Consider the following 15812-nt stretch of genomic DNA (forward strand, 5'->3'; position numbering starts at 1 on the left):
TTCTGCTTGCTTATTTATGCAGCTAAGACCTTAGCCCATTCAATATAGCGCTCTACTGGAATATCCTGAGCGCGTGCCTTTAATTCAGACTCTGATAAAGCCAGTCGATCAGCAAAAACGGATAAGTTCGTGCGCAACATTTTTCGTCTTTGGGAAAAAGCTGCTGCAACCACCTTTTCTAAAGCATGCCACTGGGCATCACTTAGGTTGAAATCTCGCCTTGGAATCATTCGCACTACAGCCGAATTGACTTTAGGTTGCGGGTCAAATGCCTCGGGAGGAACTTCTAAGACAAGTTCCATGTCGTAGCGCGCTTGCAGCATGACCGAAAGCCTGCTGAATTCAGAACCACCAGCCTTAGAGACCATGCGCTCCACCACTTCAGCTTGCAACATAAATACTTGCTCATCAATCGCATGAGCCGCCGAAACCAAATGAAAGAGTAATGGGGATGAGATGTTGTAAGGCAAATTACCCACTACCTTGCATAGCCCACTATTGGCTGGACGTGCACTTGCCCACTCCAGAAAATCAAACTTGAGAGCATCTCCCTCAATAACATTGAGTCCTTTGAGATTTTCTTGATTCCAGTAGGCAACCAAATCTCGATCAATCTCCAGGAGATCTAAGTGATCAAGATTGTTTAGCAAAGGTCTAGTCAATGCACCCAGTCCCGGGCCAATTTCAATCACGTGCATATTTTCACTGGGATTGATTGCGGCCACTATCGAGTAAATGACTCCTGAGTCTTGCAAAAAGTTTTGACCAAATCGTTTACGAGCGCGATGCATCATATTTTTGCATTCTGAGAATGTACTGCTAGCTGATAAGCAAGTCTTAAGGCTTCAAGCATGCTGCCAGAATCTGCAATTCCTTTACCGGCAATATCTAGCGCAGTACCATGATCTACCGAAGTACGAATAATCGGCAAGCCTAAAGTGACGTTGACGCCACCACCAAAACTCACAAACTTGAATGGTGCCAAACCTTGATCGTGATACATCGCAATAAATGCATCCACACTATCCAAAACATTGGCATCAAACATAGTGTCCCCTGGATAAGGTCCGCTCACCTGAATACCTAAACTTTTAGCCGCTTCGATAGCCGGCGCAATGACATCAATCTCTTCGCGCCCAAGGTAGCCCGACTCACCCGCATGCGGATTTAGACCAGCCACTCGAATCACAGGTCTAGCGATAGCAAATTTTGTACGCAAGTCATGCTCAACAATTCGGATGGTTTCTAGAATATGCTCACGGTTCAATGCGGAAGATACTTCCTTTAGTGGCAGATGCGTTGTTACTAGAGCCACTCGAAGCTCACGACTTTTCCGCAAACCTAGAAAGCCTGCTGGCAAAGTCGCACACAACATCATGACAACATGGTCTTGATTGCAGAGCTTGGCCAGATATTCGGTATGTCCAGTAAACAGCAAATCACTTGAAGTATTTCCTTCATTGATAACGCTCTTTTGTATTGGCGCAGTCACCATGGCATCAAAGCGTCCATCAAGACATCCAAGAACTGCAGTATCAAGGATATTGAGAACATATTGCGCATTAGCGGGATTTAGCTGGCCCGGCATTACCGGTGAAGCTAATAGGATGGGCTCCACCCTTAAGCGAGCCGATAGCTCTTTAGGGATATCAGATGCTGAAAATAGACTGGGATCGCCAAGCAAGGTAATACTCACCTCAGACCGCTCTTTCAGGAAGGCAAGTGCAGCTGCGATAGAAACCTCTGGACCAACCCCTGCAGGCTCGCCAGAGCTTATAACTAAATTAACGGGGACTTGATGCTGGATCATCTGCGTTAATGATCTTGACCGTTGCCGTATCGCGTAATTCACGTAACCAATCTTGGTAGGCCTGCTCAAACTTGCGCTCACGAATTGCTGCGCGAGCAAATTGACGTTGCTTCTCCACAGTCAACTGCGCTTCGCGACGCTCGAGCACTTGAATTAAATGCCAACCGAATTCAGATTTGACTGGATTGCTCACTTCACCAATTTGGAGGCGATTCATTGCTTGATCAAACTCCGGAACCAAATCACCAGGACCCATCCAGCCAAGATTTCCACCGTTTGCAGCGGATCCATCTTCAGAATACTTTTTAGCTAACTCACCAAAATCAGCAGTCTTTGTGCGAACCTGATCACGATAGCCCGCCAGACGTCTTTCCGCATCCTGATCGGTCAATCCAGCGCGACTACGCAACAAAATATGACGGGACAGAGTCTGCGTCACCATAATGTTCTGCGGCGTTGATGGTGTGCTCTCCTGTGGGGCAGCCTGCTGTGGTTCAGGGGCGCCTGCTACCAGCGCACGACGATCCAGAACTTTGAGAACGTGATAACCAGCAGGGCTCTTCACGACCGTATTGGCAACTTGACCGCTACCAGTATTTCTAACAGCCTCATAAAATAATTGCGGCAAGCGATCTGGAGTCCGATAACCCAACTCCTGAAACTTAATCTTTGGATTATCTTTTGCGGCCATAGCACCGAGTTGCAAGAAATCCACATCGCCACGTGCTTCACGTAATAGTGCTTCTGCTTTCTTCTTTGCCTCAGCTTGGGCACCAGCACCTGCGCCAGCGTCAGCAGGAACAAAAATTTGCGCAACATCAATTTCTTCTGGCTCACCCTTTACAGCTGGAGTTGAACGCGTTGCTTTTCCTCCGCCAGCTACCGCACGATTTCGGTCGGTAATGAAATTATCAATTTCAGCGTCAGAAATCTTGATCTTGCCCTCAATTTCACGCTCACGATAGCGACTAATAATTACATCATCCCGCAACATTTGGCGATAACGCTCATAAGTACTGCCAGTAGCGGCAATTTTTACTTTTAACTCAGCAACGGTTAATTTATTTTTAGCAGCGATATCACCAATAATTTTATCGATTTCCTTATTGCTAACTACGACACCTTCTTGCTCAGCGTTTTGCAACTGAATCTTTTCAATGATGAGGCGCTCAAGTACAGTCTTGCGCAACGTGGTGGCATCAGGAAGCTTGGTTCCCTGCTTTTGCAGCGCCGCAATACGATCATCAATCTCTTTGCGGGTCACATAACCCGTATTCACCACTGCCGCTACACCATCAATATTGCGAATTTTGCTATCGCCAGAAGTCTTTGAGCCATCTTGCGCAAATGCAAATTGAGGCATGAAAGCAGCGCCAGCCAAAATCATGGCTGCAAGAGCTTGTTTAAATCGATTCCTACGCATCATTGATAGTTCTCATATATTGAAGGTGGTATAGGCTTAGAAGTAGGCATATATCCGGGAACATTAAGCTTCATGATATCAACTGGATTACTTCCAGCACTACCAAAGCCCCTAAATTCTATTTGGAATAAAACTTGAGTGGTGGTTATTTGTGAGGTATTGAGCATCTGCGAGTAGGCCCCACGCAAAGTCCAACAGTCTCGCATCCATTCCAAAGCCACCAGGGTATTGAGCGTTTTGGTCGTTAAAGCGTCATAACCCCAGCGGCCCAAGACTGAAACCTCACGAGTAAGCGGCCACTGGCCCGAGATGTTGTATTGATCAGTGGTTGTTTGTGCCAATGTTGCGGGAGTAGGGCCAAAAGCCTGTGTTGGGGGAGTCCAAACGTTTCGATACCCAAAGTTCAAACTTCTACCTGGTGTAGGGCGCCAACTGCCACCAACTGTGGTCTGAACAAATTTATTTAATTGCGTGTTGTACTGACCGAACATGTCTGCACTAAAGTTTCCAAGCAGACGAACTGAACCCGACCCCAGGGTATCTGAATAGGTTGTGGGATTAGCGATATTGCCATTAAGCCCCACCCGTTGCCCAGTAAAGTCTTGTCTTTGCGCAATGGTCACGTTTGCACGTTCAGCACCAGTATTGGCCTCAATCATGCGACTAGTAATACCGCCTGTTAACTTATTGTTATCCGCAATACGGTCATTACCAATAAACGTATTTTCACTAAATATCTGGGTCACACCAAAACCAGCATCCGTTGTATCAAACAAGGGAGTGAGGGCCTGACTTTGATAAGGGGTGTAGACATAAAAGGCCCTCGGCTCCATGGTGAGGAGCATGTCTCGCCCAAAGAAGCCTTTTAATTCAGCCGCATCTCTCTCAAAAGCAAGACCTGAGTCCAGACTAAAAGTGGGGATAGTAAACCCCTGTACAGGAGGGGCAGCACCCAAGGGGTTATTGCTAGTCACCGCTGCGGTAGCAGCATAGGTATTGGACTGAAAACTTACCTTAGGGGTAATGTAGTAACCAGGGGTAATCTGCGGCAAAGCCATCGCGCCCTTAATTACGGTCCGATCTGCTTGGCTATAAAGGTAGCCCGCTGGCGCTGCCGCTAAATTACTATTAACGTTATAAGCAAATCGCGTGAAATCAGTAGAAAACGTGGTCACAGGCCCCGAGGGTAAGGCTAAATACTTCCCACTTGCATCCGCAACCGTGGGCGTTAGGCGATTGCTATAGCTTGCATTGATGTTTGGCAGTACGTTGTATGGAGATTGCACCGTGCTAGTTGGGTCAGGCTGCAAGGTCTGAAAAGTAACTGCCTTAGCAGCCACATTCCAATTACCTAGGCTGCCCGTCAGATTTTTGGTTGTTCCGACCTCTTGACGGAACTGACTGGTAACAGCGCCCGCAATACTTTGAGAAAAGTCTGTGGGGTATAAATTATCCGAAACTCGGGCAACGTTCGCATAGCCCGTCCATGAGCCCGGCATCGGAATACCGCCGAGCCCAAGGCCGCCAGAGAATGATTGCCTCTGCTGCCAGTCATAACGCCAACGATCTGTACCAGTTTTACGGTCGTAGGGAAGATAATCACCACCAAGCGTGCCGGAATACAGTGGGTCCAAGAATTGGTATTTGGCACCTAGTTGAACACCTCGCTGACCCATCACTCGAGGTACCAATAACAAATCACGATTCGGTGCGATATTGACATAGTAAGGTTGCGTGACATCAATACCATTGTTAGAGTTATAGCCAGCAACCGGGGACAATATGCCAGAGCGACGCTGATTCGATGTTGGGGCGCTGAAGTAAGGCGCATAAGCAATAGGTACATCAAAGAATCGCATGACGCCGTGCGTACCAACCATTTCTTTTTGCTCGTTATCAATCTCCAGCGTACTGGCCGTGAAATACCAATCCAAATTTTCTGGGGTGCAGGTTGTATACGTAGCCTTATCAAACACAAATACATCAGAGGTTTGAATTGTTAATTTTTTGGCATTACCACTTGCACGGTTATCACGTAGTTCGTAATTAGGAGTTTCCATTTCTCCTTCACGCGCATCTACTCTGAAGCGTGCTTTCGGCCCCTTGAATGATGTATTCCCTTTTGAAAATTCGGTATTGCCCAATAAATTTGCAACATCAGAATCGGGATCATATTTAATTTCATCAGCTTTAATGACTGTGCCATTTCGACGAATTTGCGCACGGCCTTTTAAACGCATTTCTCTATCAACGATTCCATCAATCGAATCACTAGATGTAAAGGTTAATGCATTGCCATCCTCAATGGGCTTTCCAACACGCAGTTGATCATCTAGCTTTAGGACGGTGACATCACCACGATCAGGGATTAAAACGGAGTTGGCGGAGCTGCCTAAAGACTGCGAAGAAGGGGGTAAAGGTGCTGGTGCTTGGGCAATACTTGGGAGAGCAAATTGCGACAATGCAACCCCCATCATTATGCGGAGGGTGACAGCTAAAAAAAGAGGGGCGCAAAGGCCGGCGCGACGGCGATAATGACTCATAGATCCAGACCCGCCTTATTATACGAATCGACCATGACTGACTCTCGCTTAGATACCCTCCGCAACTGGCTAAAAGGCCTTGAACCTAACTGGCAATTAGATCTCCCCACCTTGACCCCAGCCTCGGCAGATGCCAGCTTTCGGCGGTATTTCCGAATTGAGTCCAAAAACCTAGATTTTCCGACTTTGATCGTAATGGACGCCCCACCCCAACACGAGCCCTTAGACGCCTTCATCAAGGTCGATTTATTGCTCGAAAATGCCGGTTTAAACGTTCCTAAAATTCTAGAAAAAAATGTAGCCGAGGGCTTTCTTCTATTAAATGATTTAGGTACTAAAACTTATCTGGCCGAACTCAATAATGAGAGTGCAGATTATCTGTATAAAGATGCGACACATGCTTTGGTGCAAATGCAATTGGCCAGTAAACCGGATGTATTGCCAAACTACGATGAAGCACTCTTACAACGAGAATTGGATTTATTCCCAGAGTGGTACATACAGAAACACTTGCAGATCGAATTGACTGAAATTCAACAATCTCAAATCAAGCAAGCTTTTGCGCTCATCATTGAGAATAATTTAGCGCAGGCAAAAGTCTATGTTCATCGCGATTACCATTCACGCAATCTCATGGTGACTGAAAAAAATAATCCAGGCGTGATTGATTTTCAAGATGCAGTTTATGGGCCGATTACATACGATGCATCTTCACTCTGGCGCGATGCTTACATTGCTTGGCCGGAAGAACGGGTAATTGATTGGGTGATTAAATTCTGGGAAGCTGGTCGCAAAGCCGGACTTCCGATGACAGATGATTTTGGCCAGTTCTATCGCGACTTCGAATGGATGGGATTACAACGTCACCTTAAAGTTTTAGGTATTTTTGCAAGACTCTTTCATCGCGATGGAAAAGATGGCTACCTTAAAGACATTCCCTTGGTACTAAAGTATGCAATTGCGACAGCCAATCGTTATATCGAATTAAAGCCATTGGCACGTATTCTGGAATCGACGCGCCCAACCAAAGAATGACGGCAATTCATCATGAATAAGAGCAATCTCATTCCGTGTTTTTTACTTGCCGCAGGTCGAGGCGAGCGCATGCGTCCATTAACAGATGATTTGCCTAAGCCGCTCCTGACCATCAAGAACAAATCCTTGCTTGCCTGGCATTTGGAAACATTGAATAAAGCAGGAATCAAACAAGTGGTGATTAACCACGCATGGCTTGGCCAGAAAATTGAATTAGCCCTAGGCAATGGTAGTCAATTCGGCCTCCACATCACCTACTCTCCGGAAGCCAGTCCCCTCGAAACGGCGGGGGGTATTCGTAAGGCTCTGCCTTTGCTCAACCCTAGCGATTATTTCCTAGCCATCAATGGGGATGTTTTTAGCCCAAATCTTCCAATTCAGCAGCTTTTGGACCAAGTTTCTAGCTTACGTAGCATGCCAAATACGCCTTTGGCACATCTGTTGATGGTTCCGAACCCAGTTCAGCACCCGGAGGGGGACTTTTATCTCCAAGACTCCCGAGTGTCCAATGAACCCTTGGATGGGGCTGAAAAGCTCACTTTTTCTGGAATTGGGCTATATCACCGAGATCTATTTAAAGACTTAGAACTAGGCACCCCTGCCAAGCTAGCACCCCTCCTTAGAGAGGCCATGGCTGAAAATAGAGTATCCGGTGAAAAATATACTGGACCATGGCACGATGTAGGTACACCCCAACGATTACAAGAGCTCAATGCAGCTAATGAATAAATCCCTTATTTACCAACAACGCCGAGTTGAGCTGGCAAAACTGATCTGTGCCAAAACTGGTGGCGGTATTGCCATCATCACTACGGCGCCCGAGACTTCTCGCAATCGGGATAGTGAATTTCCATATCGTCACGACAGTGATTTTTTCTACCTGACCGGCTTTGAAGAACCAGGCGCAACGTTGGTACTAAAAGTCGCGGGGTCAAGCTCACAGCCTCAATTAGAGTCCCATCTGTTTTGTCGACCGAAAGATACGGAGCGCGAGATTTGGGACGGCATTCGCTTAGGGCCAGAGGCTGCCCCTGCAGCCCTAGGAGTAGAACATGCCCATAGCAATCATGATCTGGATAGTGAATTAAGTGAATTATTAGCAGATCAGGATGCCATCTATATTCGTCTATCAGAAAGTGCTGAGACGGACCGTCGTTTGCGTCATTGGATGAAACAATTACGAGGTCAAGCTCGAGCTGGCATCAATCCACCTTCGGAGTTTCATGATGTCGAAAGCTTGATTCATGAAATGCGTTTATTTAAAGACGCACATGAAATTGACATCATGCGTCGTGCTGCGGTAATTTCTGCGCGTGCCCACATCCGAGCAATGCAAGCGTGCAAACCAGGAATGCGTGAGTACCATCTGGAAGCAGAATTACTCCATGAGTTTCGTCATGGCGGTGCGCAAAGCGTGGCGTACAACAGCATTGTTGCTGGTGGCGCCAATTCCTGCATCCTTCATTACCGCGCAGGCGATAACGAACTTCTTAGCGGCGAACTGTGCTTGATAGATGCAGGCTGTGAGTTAGATGGCTACGCCTCAGATATCACCCGCACCTTCCCAGTAAATGGAAAATTTTCCGGTCCGCAACGCGCCCTGTATGACATCACACTAGCTTCGCAAGAAGCCGCTATTGCTGTGACCAAGCCAGGCAATACTTTCATGCAGCCACATGAGGCCGCCCTAAAAGTGCTGACTCAAGGTTTGCTCGATGAGAGGCTTCTCAAATTATCTGACTTGGGCTCATTAGATAACGCCATCGAAACTGGCGCCTATCGCCGCTTCTATATGCACCGCACCTCACACTGGTTAGGCATGGACGTACATGATGTTGGCTCGTATCGCGAACCACTCGGCACGGCAAAGGATTCTTCAGAAAAACCATGGCGCGTACTGAAACCAGGCATGACCCTCACTATCGAGCCAGGTCTATATATTCGTCGAGCAGATGATGTGGATGAGCGCTTTTGGAATATCGGCATCCGCATTGAAGATGATGCAGTAGTCAATGATTCTGGATGTGAGTTGATTTCTCGTGGCGTACCAGTGAAGGCCGATGAAATCGAAGCACTGATGAAGAACAATTAAGACGCGACTCAATAGAAATTAAATCACCAAGCATGCAAGTAGAAAACTTCGATATTGTGATTCAGGGCGGTGGGCCAGTAGGCTTAGCCTGCGCTGCATGGTGCTTACAAAAATTCCCAGAAGCAAAGATTGCACTACTAGATCGCAACCCTCTTGATGATGCAGACTTAGCAGCCGCAGATAGTAGAGGCATTGCCCTATCGCATGGCAGCAAGCTATTGCTCGACACCATCGATGCGTGGCCTTCTGAATGTGCAGATATTCACCAGGTCCATGTCTCGCAAGCGGGCCGTTTTGGTCGCGCACTGATGACACGCGAAGAACTCAAACAAGATGCGCTGGGTCATATCATTCGCTATCGCGATATTCACCTTACCCTACGTAAGGCATTAAGAGTCATTCAAAAGAAGAGTCCCAATTTTGTGTGGCGCCACATAGATGCTAATGCCAACGCTGGCACTATTGAGGCCAACTGCGTAGTTCATGCTGAGGGCGGTTTATTTAAGAAGCAGGATTGGGTTGAGTCGGGTCGAGACTATGAGCAATCTGCATTGGTAGGCTTAGTTGAGGTTGAGAATGCAGCGCCAAACCAAGCCTGGGAGCGCTTCACATCCGAAGGTCCTTTAGCTGTTCTACCAAGCCACTATGGCCCCAATATTCTGAATCTCGTTTGGTGTGGATCGCCAAGCTCTTCACAAGCTCGCCTCGCTTTAAGTGACGCTGAGTTTCTGAAAAGCCTGCAAGCTGAATTTGGATCACGCATCGGGCAATTTGTAAAAATCCAAGACCGTCGTCTCTATGAGCTAGGCCTTAATTACCACAAAGAAATTAACCAAGGTAATGAAGTCTGGATTGGCAATGCTGCTCAGACATTGCATCCTGTTGCTGGACAAGGCCTCAATCTTGGACTAAGAGATGCTTACCTCCTCTCGGAAAAACTCAGCGCCCTCTTTTCTAAGCCGGAAGATCAAAAAACTGCTTTAGCTATTGAGGCGACTCTGCAAGATTACGCCCTCAGCAGAAGAGAGGATCGCACCGCCACCATCGGTCTAACTGACTTCATGGCCAGAATCTTCACATCCAATCTACTTCCGATTGTGATTGGCCGAGGATTGGCTTTATCAGCCCTCCAATGGCTACCTCCACTCAAGACAGCCTTAGCTCGCCAGATGATGTTTGGCAGGCGCTAAGAGGCTGAAATAGCCCTCCAAATACAAGCATTGTCCGTTTGATTTAAAACAAGCAATCTGCCTATTTTTTAGGCAGATTTAGGCTGACTTGTGCTAAAGTGACACCCTTCCCCAGCACGAGAAGCCCTCCAGAATCCACCCTGAAATACATGAAGATTGGCCCACACCTACTCGCAAATAGACTATTTGTTGCCCCCATGGCTGGGGTAACTGATCGCCCGTTTCGTCAGCTTTGTAAAAAGCTAGGTGCTGGTTACGCTGTTTCTGAAATGATTGCGTCAAATGCCTTGCTATGGAAGAGTGAGAAAACCCAACGTCGCGCCAATCACCAAGGTGAATTCAAGCCCATCGCAGTCCAAATTGCTGGTGCAGATCCTCGCATGATGGCTGCAGCGGCCAAACTCAATGTCGATCATGGGGCTCAAATCATCGATATCAATATGGGTTGCCCAGCTAAAAAGGTATGTAACGTTGCTGCTGGTTCAGCACTATTAAGGGACGAACCCCTAGTGCAGCAAATTTTGGAAGCCGTAGTCCAGGCTGTGGGCATAGGACCTGATGCAGTGCCGATAACGCTGAAGATTCGCACAGGCTGGGATCGCGAGCATAAAAATGCTATCGATATAGCCCGCCTCGCAGAAAAATCTGGCATTTCGATGCTGACAGTTCATGGTCGCACGAGAGCAGATCTGTATCACGGCGAAGCTGAGTACGAAACCATTACGGCAGTAAAAAACAGTGTGGCAATTCCGGTAGTAGCGAATGGTGACATCACCACTCCAGAAAAAGCAGAATTTGTTTTAAAAGAAACTGGGGCGGATGCCATCATGATTGGTCGCGCCGCTCAAGGGCGTCCTTGGATCTTTCGCGAGATCAATCACTTTCTGGAAACGGGTGGCAAATTACCGACACCGCAAGTCAATGAGATTCAGGACATCATGAATGTCCATCTGCTTGATCACTATGAGTTCTATGGTGAATACGTTGGTTTACGCACAGCACGCAAACATATCGGCTGGTACTGCAAAGGCTTGCGTGACTCTCATGCCTTCCGCCAAAAAATGAATACTGCCGATGATTGCAAAACACAACTGCAAATGGTGAATGCTTTTTTTGATGAAATGAAATCCCACTCAGATCATTTGTTATTTTTAGAAGCCGCCTAAATTTAGTTTTTACTTATTTAATTTACCCATGACCAATAAGCACCCCATCACTGAATGCATTGAGACCCAGTTACAACAGTACCTAGAAGATCTCAAAGGAACGCCCCCATCTGACTTGTACCAAATGGTTCTAGCGGTTGTTGAAAAGCCCATGCTGGAATTAGTGATGCAGCACGCCAAGCAGAATCAATCATTGGCTGCACAGTACCTTGGCATTAATCGCAACACCCTTCACAAGAAGTTGGTCGAACACCAACTCTTGAAATAAGTCATCACCAAACACCCCATTCTTAATTAATTACACCTTCTGAAAAATATGATCCGCACAGCCCTACTCTCTGTTTCCGATAAAAATGGCATTGTGCCTTTTGCTAAAGCCCTCCATGAGCAAGGCGTCAAGCTAATCTCTACTGGTGGTACCGCAAAGCTTTTGGCTGAAAATAACTTGCCTGTAGTGGAGGTATCTTCATTAACTAAGTTTCCAGAGATGTTGGATGGCCGTGTGAAGACATTACACCCCATGGTTCACGGCGGTCTATTGGCCCGCAGAGATTTTCCTGAACACATGGCTGCTTTAAAAGAGCATGGCATCGATACGATCGATATGCTCGTGATTAACCTCTACCCGTTTAATGAGACGGTTGCTAAAGCTGATTGTTCATTTGAAGATGCTGTGGAGAACATTGATATTGGTGGCCCAGCCATGCTGCGTGCCGCCGCCAAGAACCATCAAGATGTCACTGTGTTGATCTCGCCCGAAGATTACGCGCCAGTACTTGAGGAGATGAAAACCAACAAGAATGTGGTTTCTTATAAGACCAATTTGGGTCTAGCTAAAAAAGTGTTTGCCCATACCGCTCAATACGATGGTGCCATTGCTAATTATTTATCTGCATTGGGCGATGACTTAAATCACAAAACGCGTTCAGCTTATCCAGAGACTTTGCACTTCGCATTCAACAAAGTACAAGAGATGCGTTACGGTGAAAACCCGCATCAATCTGCAGCCTTCTATAAAGATATCTATCCAATCGATGGCGCACTTGCTAATTACAAGCAACTGCAAGGCAAAGAGCTTTCTTATAACAATATCGCTGATGCTGACTCTGCCTGGGAGTGCGTCAAGAGCTTCACTGGGAATGCTGGTGGGACCGCTGCTTGCGTCATCATCAAGCATGCCAACCCTTGCGGCGTAGCTGTTGCTGCCAACGCCCTCGAGGCGTATCAAAAGGCATTCAAAACAGATCCAAGTTCAGCATTTGGCGGAATCATTGCCTTCAATGTGCCATGTGATGGTACGGCGGCTGAAGCCATCTCTAAACAGTTCGTAGAAGTATTGATTGCCCCAAGCTTTAGCGCTGAAGCAAAAGCGATCTTTGCTGCAAAACAAAATGTTCGTCTCTTGGAGATTCCTTTGGGCACTGCATTTAATGCCTTTGACTTCAAACGCGTTGGCGGCGGTCTCTTGGTTCAGTCTCCTGATGCAAAGAACGTACTCGAGAATGAAATGCGTGTTGTGAGCAAGCGCCTCCCAACCCCAAGCGAAATGCACGACATGATGTTTGCTTGGCGCGTTGCCAAGTTCGTGAAATCCAATGCGATTGTGTATTGCGCTAACGGCATGACCCTCGGTATTGGCGCAGGCCAAATGAGTCGCGTGGATTCTGCACGTATGGCAAGTATTAAGGCTGAGAACGCAGGCTTAAGCCTTAAAGGCTCTGCAGTAGCGAGTGATGCTTTCTTCCCCTTCCGTGATGGCTTAGATGTAGTTGTAAATGGCGGCGCAAGCTGTGCAATCCAACCGGGTGGCAGCATGCGTGATGACGAAATCATTGCGGCAGCCAATGAGCATGGTATTGCCATGATCTTTACCGGCACCCGTCACTTCCGTCATTAAGCAAAAAGATCGTCAAAGCACCCATGCGCTGGATAGGAATCGACCCAGGTTTACGTACCACCGGCTTTGGGGTCATTGATGTTGATGGTCAAAAGCTGACCTACGTAGCCTCTGGGACGATTGAGAGTGGGGATCCAGCCCAAGGACTTCCTGAGAGATTGGGAATCTTATATTCAGGCATCAAGGAAGTTTTAGAGACTTACCATCCAGAGCAAGCAGCTATCGAAGAAGTATTCCTAAACGTCAATCCGCGTTCCACCCTAATGCTTGGACAAGCTCGGGGCGCTGTGATTGCGGCTCTCGTTTCTGAAAAACTCCCTGTTGCTGAATACAGTGCCCTCAGAGTAAAGCAATCCATTGTGGGAACTGGCAGGGCGACTAAACCCCAAGTTCAAGAAATGGTAAAGCGCTTGTTACGCCTGAGCCGCGCTCCCGGAACGGATGCAGCAGATGCTTTGGGAGTAGCGATTTGCGCTGCGCATCATGCCCAGATTCCGAAAGCAATTACTGCTGCACTTGCGCCCAAGAAAAGTGGCAAGAAATAACAATTCAAACAGGTTAAGATCTTCACATGATTGGTCGCATTCAAGGCATTCTCGTTTCAGTTCATCCGCCCCGCCTTTTGGTGGATTGCCAAGGCGTTGGTTACGAGATCGATGTGCCCATGAGCACCTTGTATCAACTTCCTGAGATCAATCAAAAAATTACGCTACTCACCCACTTCCAAGTGCGTGAAGATGCACAGCAGCTCTTTGGCTTTGCTACCGAGACAGAGCGGGAAGCATTTAGACAATTGATTAAGATTAGCGGTGTCGGCTCACGTACGGCGCTCGCCGTACTTTCTGGCATGAGCGTCAATGAATTAGCCCAAGCAATTGCAATGCAAGAAGCAGGACGTCTGACCCAAGTCCCCGGCATTGGTAAAAAGACTGCTGAGCGCCTTTGCCTCGAACTCAAAGGAAAGCTAGCCCCAGATTTAGGTATCGTTGGCGGCAAACCCCAAGCCATCGAAGCAAGCAGCGAAGTTTTGCAGGCTCTCTTAGCGCTGGGCTATTCAGAAAAAGAGGCACATCTTGCCCTCAAACAAATACCGCCTGACACTACCGTTTCAGATGGTATCCGCATGGGCCTGAAATACCTCTCGAAGTCTTCATAACTAGTCACCCAAACACCACTACACTTGCAGTATGGCGATACATACCGAAGACCTCAGCTCAATTCCCGAAGACTTACCGGAGGACAATGACCGCATTGTTAGCGGTGCGGCAGGCAACTCTGAAGCGGTCTTTGAAAGAGCTTTGCGTCCAAAACAGCTTGACGAATATGTTGGTCAAACTAAGGCTCGCGCCCAATTAGAAATATTCATCACCGCAACTAGGGCAAGACAAGAAGCGCTCGATCATGTGCTTTTATTTGGCCCTCCTGGACTCGGCAAAACTACCTTGGCACACATCATCGCCAGGGAACTGGGTGTGAACTTACGCCAAACCAGCGGACCAGTTCTGGACAGACCTGGTGACCTCGCTGCATTACTAACCAATTTAGAAGCAAACGATGTGCTCTTTATTGATGAGATCCATCGGCTCTCTCCAGTTGTTGAGGAGATTCTCTATCCAGCACTTGAGGACTACAGCCTAGACATCATGATTGGCGAAGGTCCTGCAGCACGCAGTGTCAAGATTGATCTCAAACCATTCACTTTGATCGGCGCAACCACTCGTGCCGGCATGCTCACAAACCCTCTGCGTGATCGCTTTGGTATTGTGGCAAGACTAGAGTTCTACACCACTGAAGAGCTGACTAAAATTATTACACGCTCTGCCAGCCTACTTAAAGCTGATATTGATCCTGAGGGATCCATTGAGATTGCGAAACGCGCTAGAGGCACTCCACGCATTGCCAATCGTTTATTACGTCGAGTGCGCGACTATGCTGAAGTTAAAGGTACTGGCATTATCACCAAAGAGATGGCTGACGCAGCATTGAAAATGCTCGATGTCGATCCAAGTGGTTTTGATGTGATGGACAGAAAATTACTGGAAGCCATCTTGCATAAGTTTGATGGCGGTCCTGTAGGTATTGATAACTTGGCTGCAGCAATTGGTGAAGAGCGCGACACCATTGAAGATGTCTTGGAGCCTTACTTAATACAGCAGGGTTACCTACAGAGAACTTCGCGTGGTCGAGTGGCGACTAGACAGGCTTATGAGCACTTTGGCTTAAAAGCGCCAAGTAGTTTAGGGAACTTAGATCCACAGAAATAGCATTAGGATTTCTTTAGCCCTCATCTTTTCTTGGGGGCTGCCATGGCCAGCGGCCATCAATTTCCAGAGTTAAAGACCAGCTTAAGAAGCATCGGATAAGCACAATAGCGCCGAGCACCGCAACACTAGTTAAGGTGGGGCTAATTGCTACTGTACGAATGACATCGCCAGCAACCAGCACTTCAAGACCCAGTATTAATGAACGCACAATTTGAATGCGAAATCCCTTATAGGCAATATCCACCGACTGAGTAATCAACTCTTTGATAAAGATAAACAAGCCCCAAAGCACGCCAAGAGAAACAACTGCAACCCCCAAGGCATCCATCACATCACTAACACCTCTAATAATTTCGATCTGATTCATAAGGGGTCTTTATTTAGAAGAATTA

At 47.4% G+C, this 15812-nt stretch carries 15 protein-coding genes; 10 read left to right on the forward strand and 5 right to left on the reverse strand.

The genetic code is table 11. The features are described 5' to 3' along the window. Positions 1-14: 14 nt before the first annotated feature. The 4 genes from rsmA to ICN12_RS00290 are packed head-to-tail and all read right to left on the reverse strand — an operon-like array spanning position 15 to position 5776. Positions 15-791, reverse strand: a complete 777-nt coding sequence (gene rsmA, locus ICN12_RS00275; RefSeq protein WP_216270220.1) for a 16S rRNA (adenine(1518)-N(6)/adenine(1519)-N(6))-dimethyltransferase RsmA — start codon at positions 789-791, stop codon at positions 15-17. Then, the gene (gene pdxA, locus ICN12_RS00280) at positions 791-1810 is read right to left on the reverse strand and encodes a 4-hydroxythreonine-4-phosphate dehydrogenase PdxA (RefSeq protein ID WP_216270013.1); all 1020 of its coding nucleotides are present in this window, start codon (positions 1808-1810) and stop codon (positions 791-793) included. The genes rsmA and pdxA overlap by 1 nt, the downstream gene beginning before the upstream one ends. Then, on the reverse strand, positions 1785-3236 hold the full coding sequence (locus ICN12_RS00285) for a peptidylprolyl isomerase (RefSeq protein ID WP_216270014.1): 1452 nt from the start codon (positions 3234-3236) through the stop codon (positions 1785-1787). The genes pdxA and ICN12_RS00285 overlap by 26 nt, the downstream gene beginning before the upstream one ends. After that, complete coding sequence (locus tag ICN12_RS00290) at positions 3233-5776, reverse strand: LPS-assembly protein LptD (protein ID WP_216270015.1); 2544 nt, start codon at positions 5774-5776, stop codon at positions 3233-3235. The genes ICN12_RS00285 and ICN12_RS00290 overlap by 4 nt, the downstream gene beginning before the upstream one ends. A gap of 33 nt (positions 5777-5809) precedes the next feature. Between ICN12_RS00290 and ICN12_RS00295 the strand changes: the two genes are divergently transcribed. The 10 genes from ICN12_RS00295 to ruvB all read left to right on the forward strand — a co-directional run bounded on the left by ICN12_RS00295 (position 5810) and on the right by ruvB (position 15420). Continuing rightward, the gene (locus tag ICN12_RS00295) at positions 5810-6811 is read left to right on the forward strand and encodes an aminoglycoside phosphotransferase family protein (protein ID WP_216270016.1); all 1002 of its coding nucleotides are present in this window, start codon (positions 5810-5812) and stop codon (positions 6809-6811) included. Between the two features lie 12 nt (positions 6812-6823). Beyond that, complete coding sequence (gene murU, locus ICN12_RS00300) at positions 6824-7540, forward strand: N-acetylmuramate alpha-1-phosphate uridylyltransferase MurU (RefSeq protein WP_216270017.1); 717 nt, start codon at positions 6824-6826, stop codon at positions 7538-7540. Next, entirely contained in the window at positions 7533-8903 is a 1371-nt protein-coding gene (locus ICN12_RS00305; protein ID WP_370624905.1) for an aminopeptidase P N-terminal domain-containing protein, read from the forward strand. The genes murU and ICN12_RS00305 overlap by 8 nt, the downstream gene beginning before the upstream one ends. A 32-nt stretch (positions 8904-8935) precedes the next feature. Then, positions 8936-10093 carry an FAD-dependent monooxygenase gene (locus tag ICN12_RS00310; protein ID WP_216270019.1) on the forward strand — a complete coding sequence of 386 codons (1158 nt, stop codon included), beginning with the start codon at positions 8936-8938 and terminating at the stop codon, positions 10091-10093. Between the two features lie 149 nt (positions 10094-10242). After that, on the forward strand, positions 10243-11259 hold the full coding sequence (gene dusB / locus ICN12_RS00315) for a tRNA dihydrouridine synthase DusB (protein WP_216270020.1): 1017 nt from the start codon (positions 10243-10245) through the stop codon (positions 11257-11259). Positions 11260-11287: 28 nt separating this feature from the next. After that, on the forward strand, positions 11288-11527 hold the full coding sequence (locus ICN12_RS00320; RefSeq protein ID WP_216270021.1) for a helix-turn-helix domain-containing protein: 240 nt from the start codon (positions 11288-11290) through the stop codon (positions 11525-11527). Positions 11528-11575: 48 nt separating this feature from the next. Then, on the forward strand, positions 11576-13156 hold the full coding sequence (gene purH, locus ICN12_RS00325; RefSeq protein ID WP_216270022.1) for a bifunctional phosphoribosylaminoimidazolecarboxamide formyltransferase/IMP cyclohydrolase: 1581 nt from the start codon (positions 11576-11578) through the stop codon (positions 13154-13156). A 23-nt stretch (positions 13157-13179) separates the two neighbouring features. Then, a complete protein-coding gene (gene ruvC, locus ICN12_RS00330) occupies positions 13180-13701 on the forward strand; it encodes a crossover junction endodeoxyribonuclease RuvC (RefSeq protein WP_216270023.1) in 522 nt (173 codons plus the stop codon). Between the two features lie 26 nt (positions 13702-13727). Beyond that, the gene (ruvA, locus tag ICN12_RS00335) at positions 13728-14312 is read left to right on the forward strand and encodes a Holliday junction branch migration protein RuvA (RefSeq protein ID WP_216270024.1); all 585 of its coding nucleotides are present in this window, start codon (positions 13728-13730) and stop codon (positions 14310-14312) included. Between the two features lie 31 nt (positions 14313-14343). Beyond that, positions 14344-15420, forward strand: coding sequence for a Holliday junction branch migration DNA helicase RuvB (ruvB, locus tag ICN12_RS00340; protein WP_216270025.1), 1077 nt, complete (start codon positions 14344-14346; stop codon positions 15418-15420). Positions 15421-15433: 13 nt separating this feature from the next. Here the strand turns inward: ruvB and ICN12_RS00345 are convergent, their stop codons facing one another. Then, on the reverse strand, positions 15434-15787 hold the full coding sequence (locus tag ICN12_RS00345; RefSeq protein WP_216270026.1) for a DUF1622 domain-containing protein: 354 nt from the start codon (positions 15785-15787) through the stop codon (positions 15434-15436). Between the last annotated feature and the right edge of the window lie 25 nt (positions 15788-15812).

The organism is Polynucleobacter sp. AM-25C3, from assembly GCF_018882335.1.
Lineage (GTDB): Bacteria > Pseudomonadota > Gammaproteobacteria > Burkholderiales > Burkholderiaceae > Polynucleobacter.

Bases quoted from the DNA above. Each gene is read 5' to 3' on its own strand.
- ruvA (WP_216270024.1), top strand. From the start codon at position 13,728: ATGATTGGTCGCATTCAAGGCATTCTCGTTTCAGTTCATCCGCCCCGC.
- pdxA (WP_216270013.1), bottom strand. From the start codon at position 1,810: ATGATCCAGCATCAAGTCCCCGTTAATTTAGTTATAAGCTCTGGCGAG.
- ruvB (WP_216270025.1), top strand. From the start codon at position 14,344: ATGGCGATACATACCGAAGACCTCAGCTCAATTCCCGAAGACTTACCG.
- ICN12_RS00320 (WP_216270021.1), top strand. From the start codon at position 11,288: ATGACCAATAAGCACCCCATCACTGAATGCATTGAGACCCAGTTACAA.
- ICN12_RS00310 (WP_216270019.1), top strand. From the start codon at position 8,936: ATGCAAGTAGAAAACTTCGATATTGTGATTCAGGGCGGTGGGCCAGTA.
- purH (WP_216270022.1), top strand. From the start codon at position 11,576: ATGATCCGCACAGCCCTACTCTCTGTTTCCGATAAAAATGGCATTGTG.
- ICN12_RS00290 (WP_216270015.1), bottom strand. From the start codon at position 5,776: ATGAGTCATTATCGCCGTCGCGCCGGCCTTTGCGCCCCTCTTTTTTTA.
- ICN12_RS00345 (WP_216270026.1), bottom strand. From the start codon at position 15,787: ATGAATCAGATCGAAATTATTAGAGGTGTTAGTGATGTGATGGATGCC.
- rsmA (WP_216270220.1), bottom strand. From the start codon at position 791: ATGCATCGCGCTCGTAAACGATTTGGTCAAAACTTTTTGCAAGACTCA.
- ICN12_RS00285 (WP_216270014.1), bottom strand. From the start codon at position 3,236: ATGATGCGTAGGAATCGATTTAAACAAGCTCTTGCAGCCATGATTTTG.
- ICN12_RS00305 (WP_370624905.1), top strand. From the start codon at position 7,533: ATGAATAAATCCCTTATTTACCAACAACGCCGAGTTGAGCTGGCAAAA.
- ruvC (WP_216270023.1), top strand. From the start codon at position 13,180: ATGCGCTGGATAGGAATCGACCCAGGTTTACGTACCACCGGCTTTGGG.
- murU (WP_216270017.1), top strand. From the start codon at position 6,824: ATGAATAAGAGCAATCTCATTCCGTGTTTTTTACTTGCCGCAGGTCGA.
- ICN12_RS00295 (WP_216270016.1), top strand. From the start codon at position 5,810: ATGACTGACTCTCGCTTAGATACCCTCCGCAACTGGCTAAAAGGCCTT.
- dusB (WP_216270020.1), top strand. From the start codon at position 10,243: ATGAAGATTGGCCCACACCTACTCGCAAATAGACTATTTGTTGCCCCC.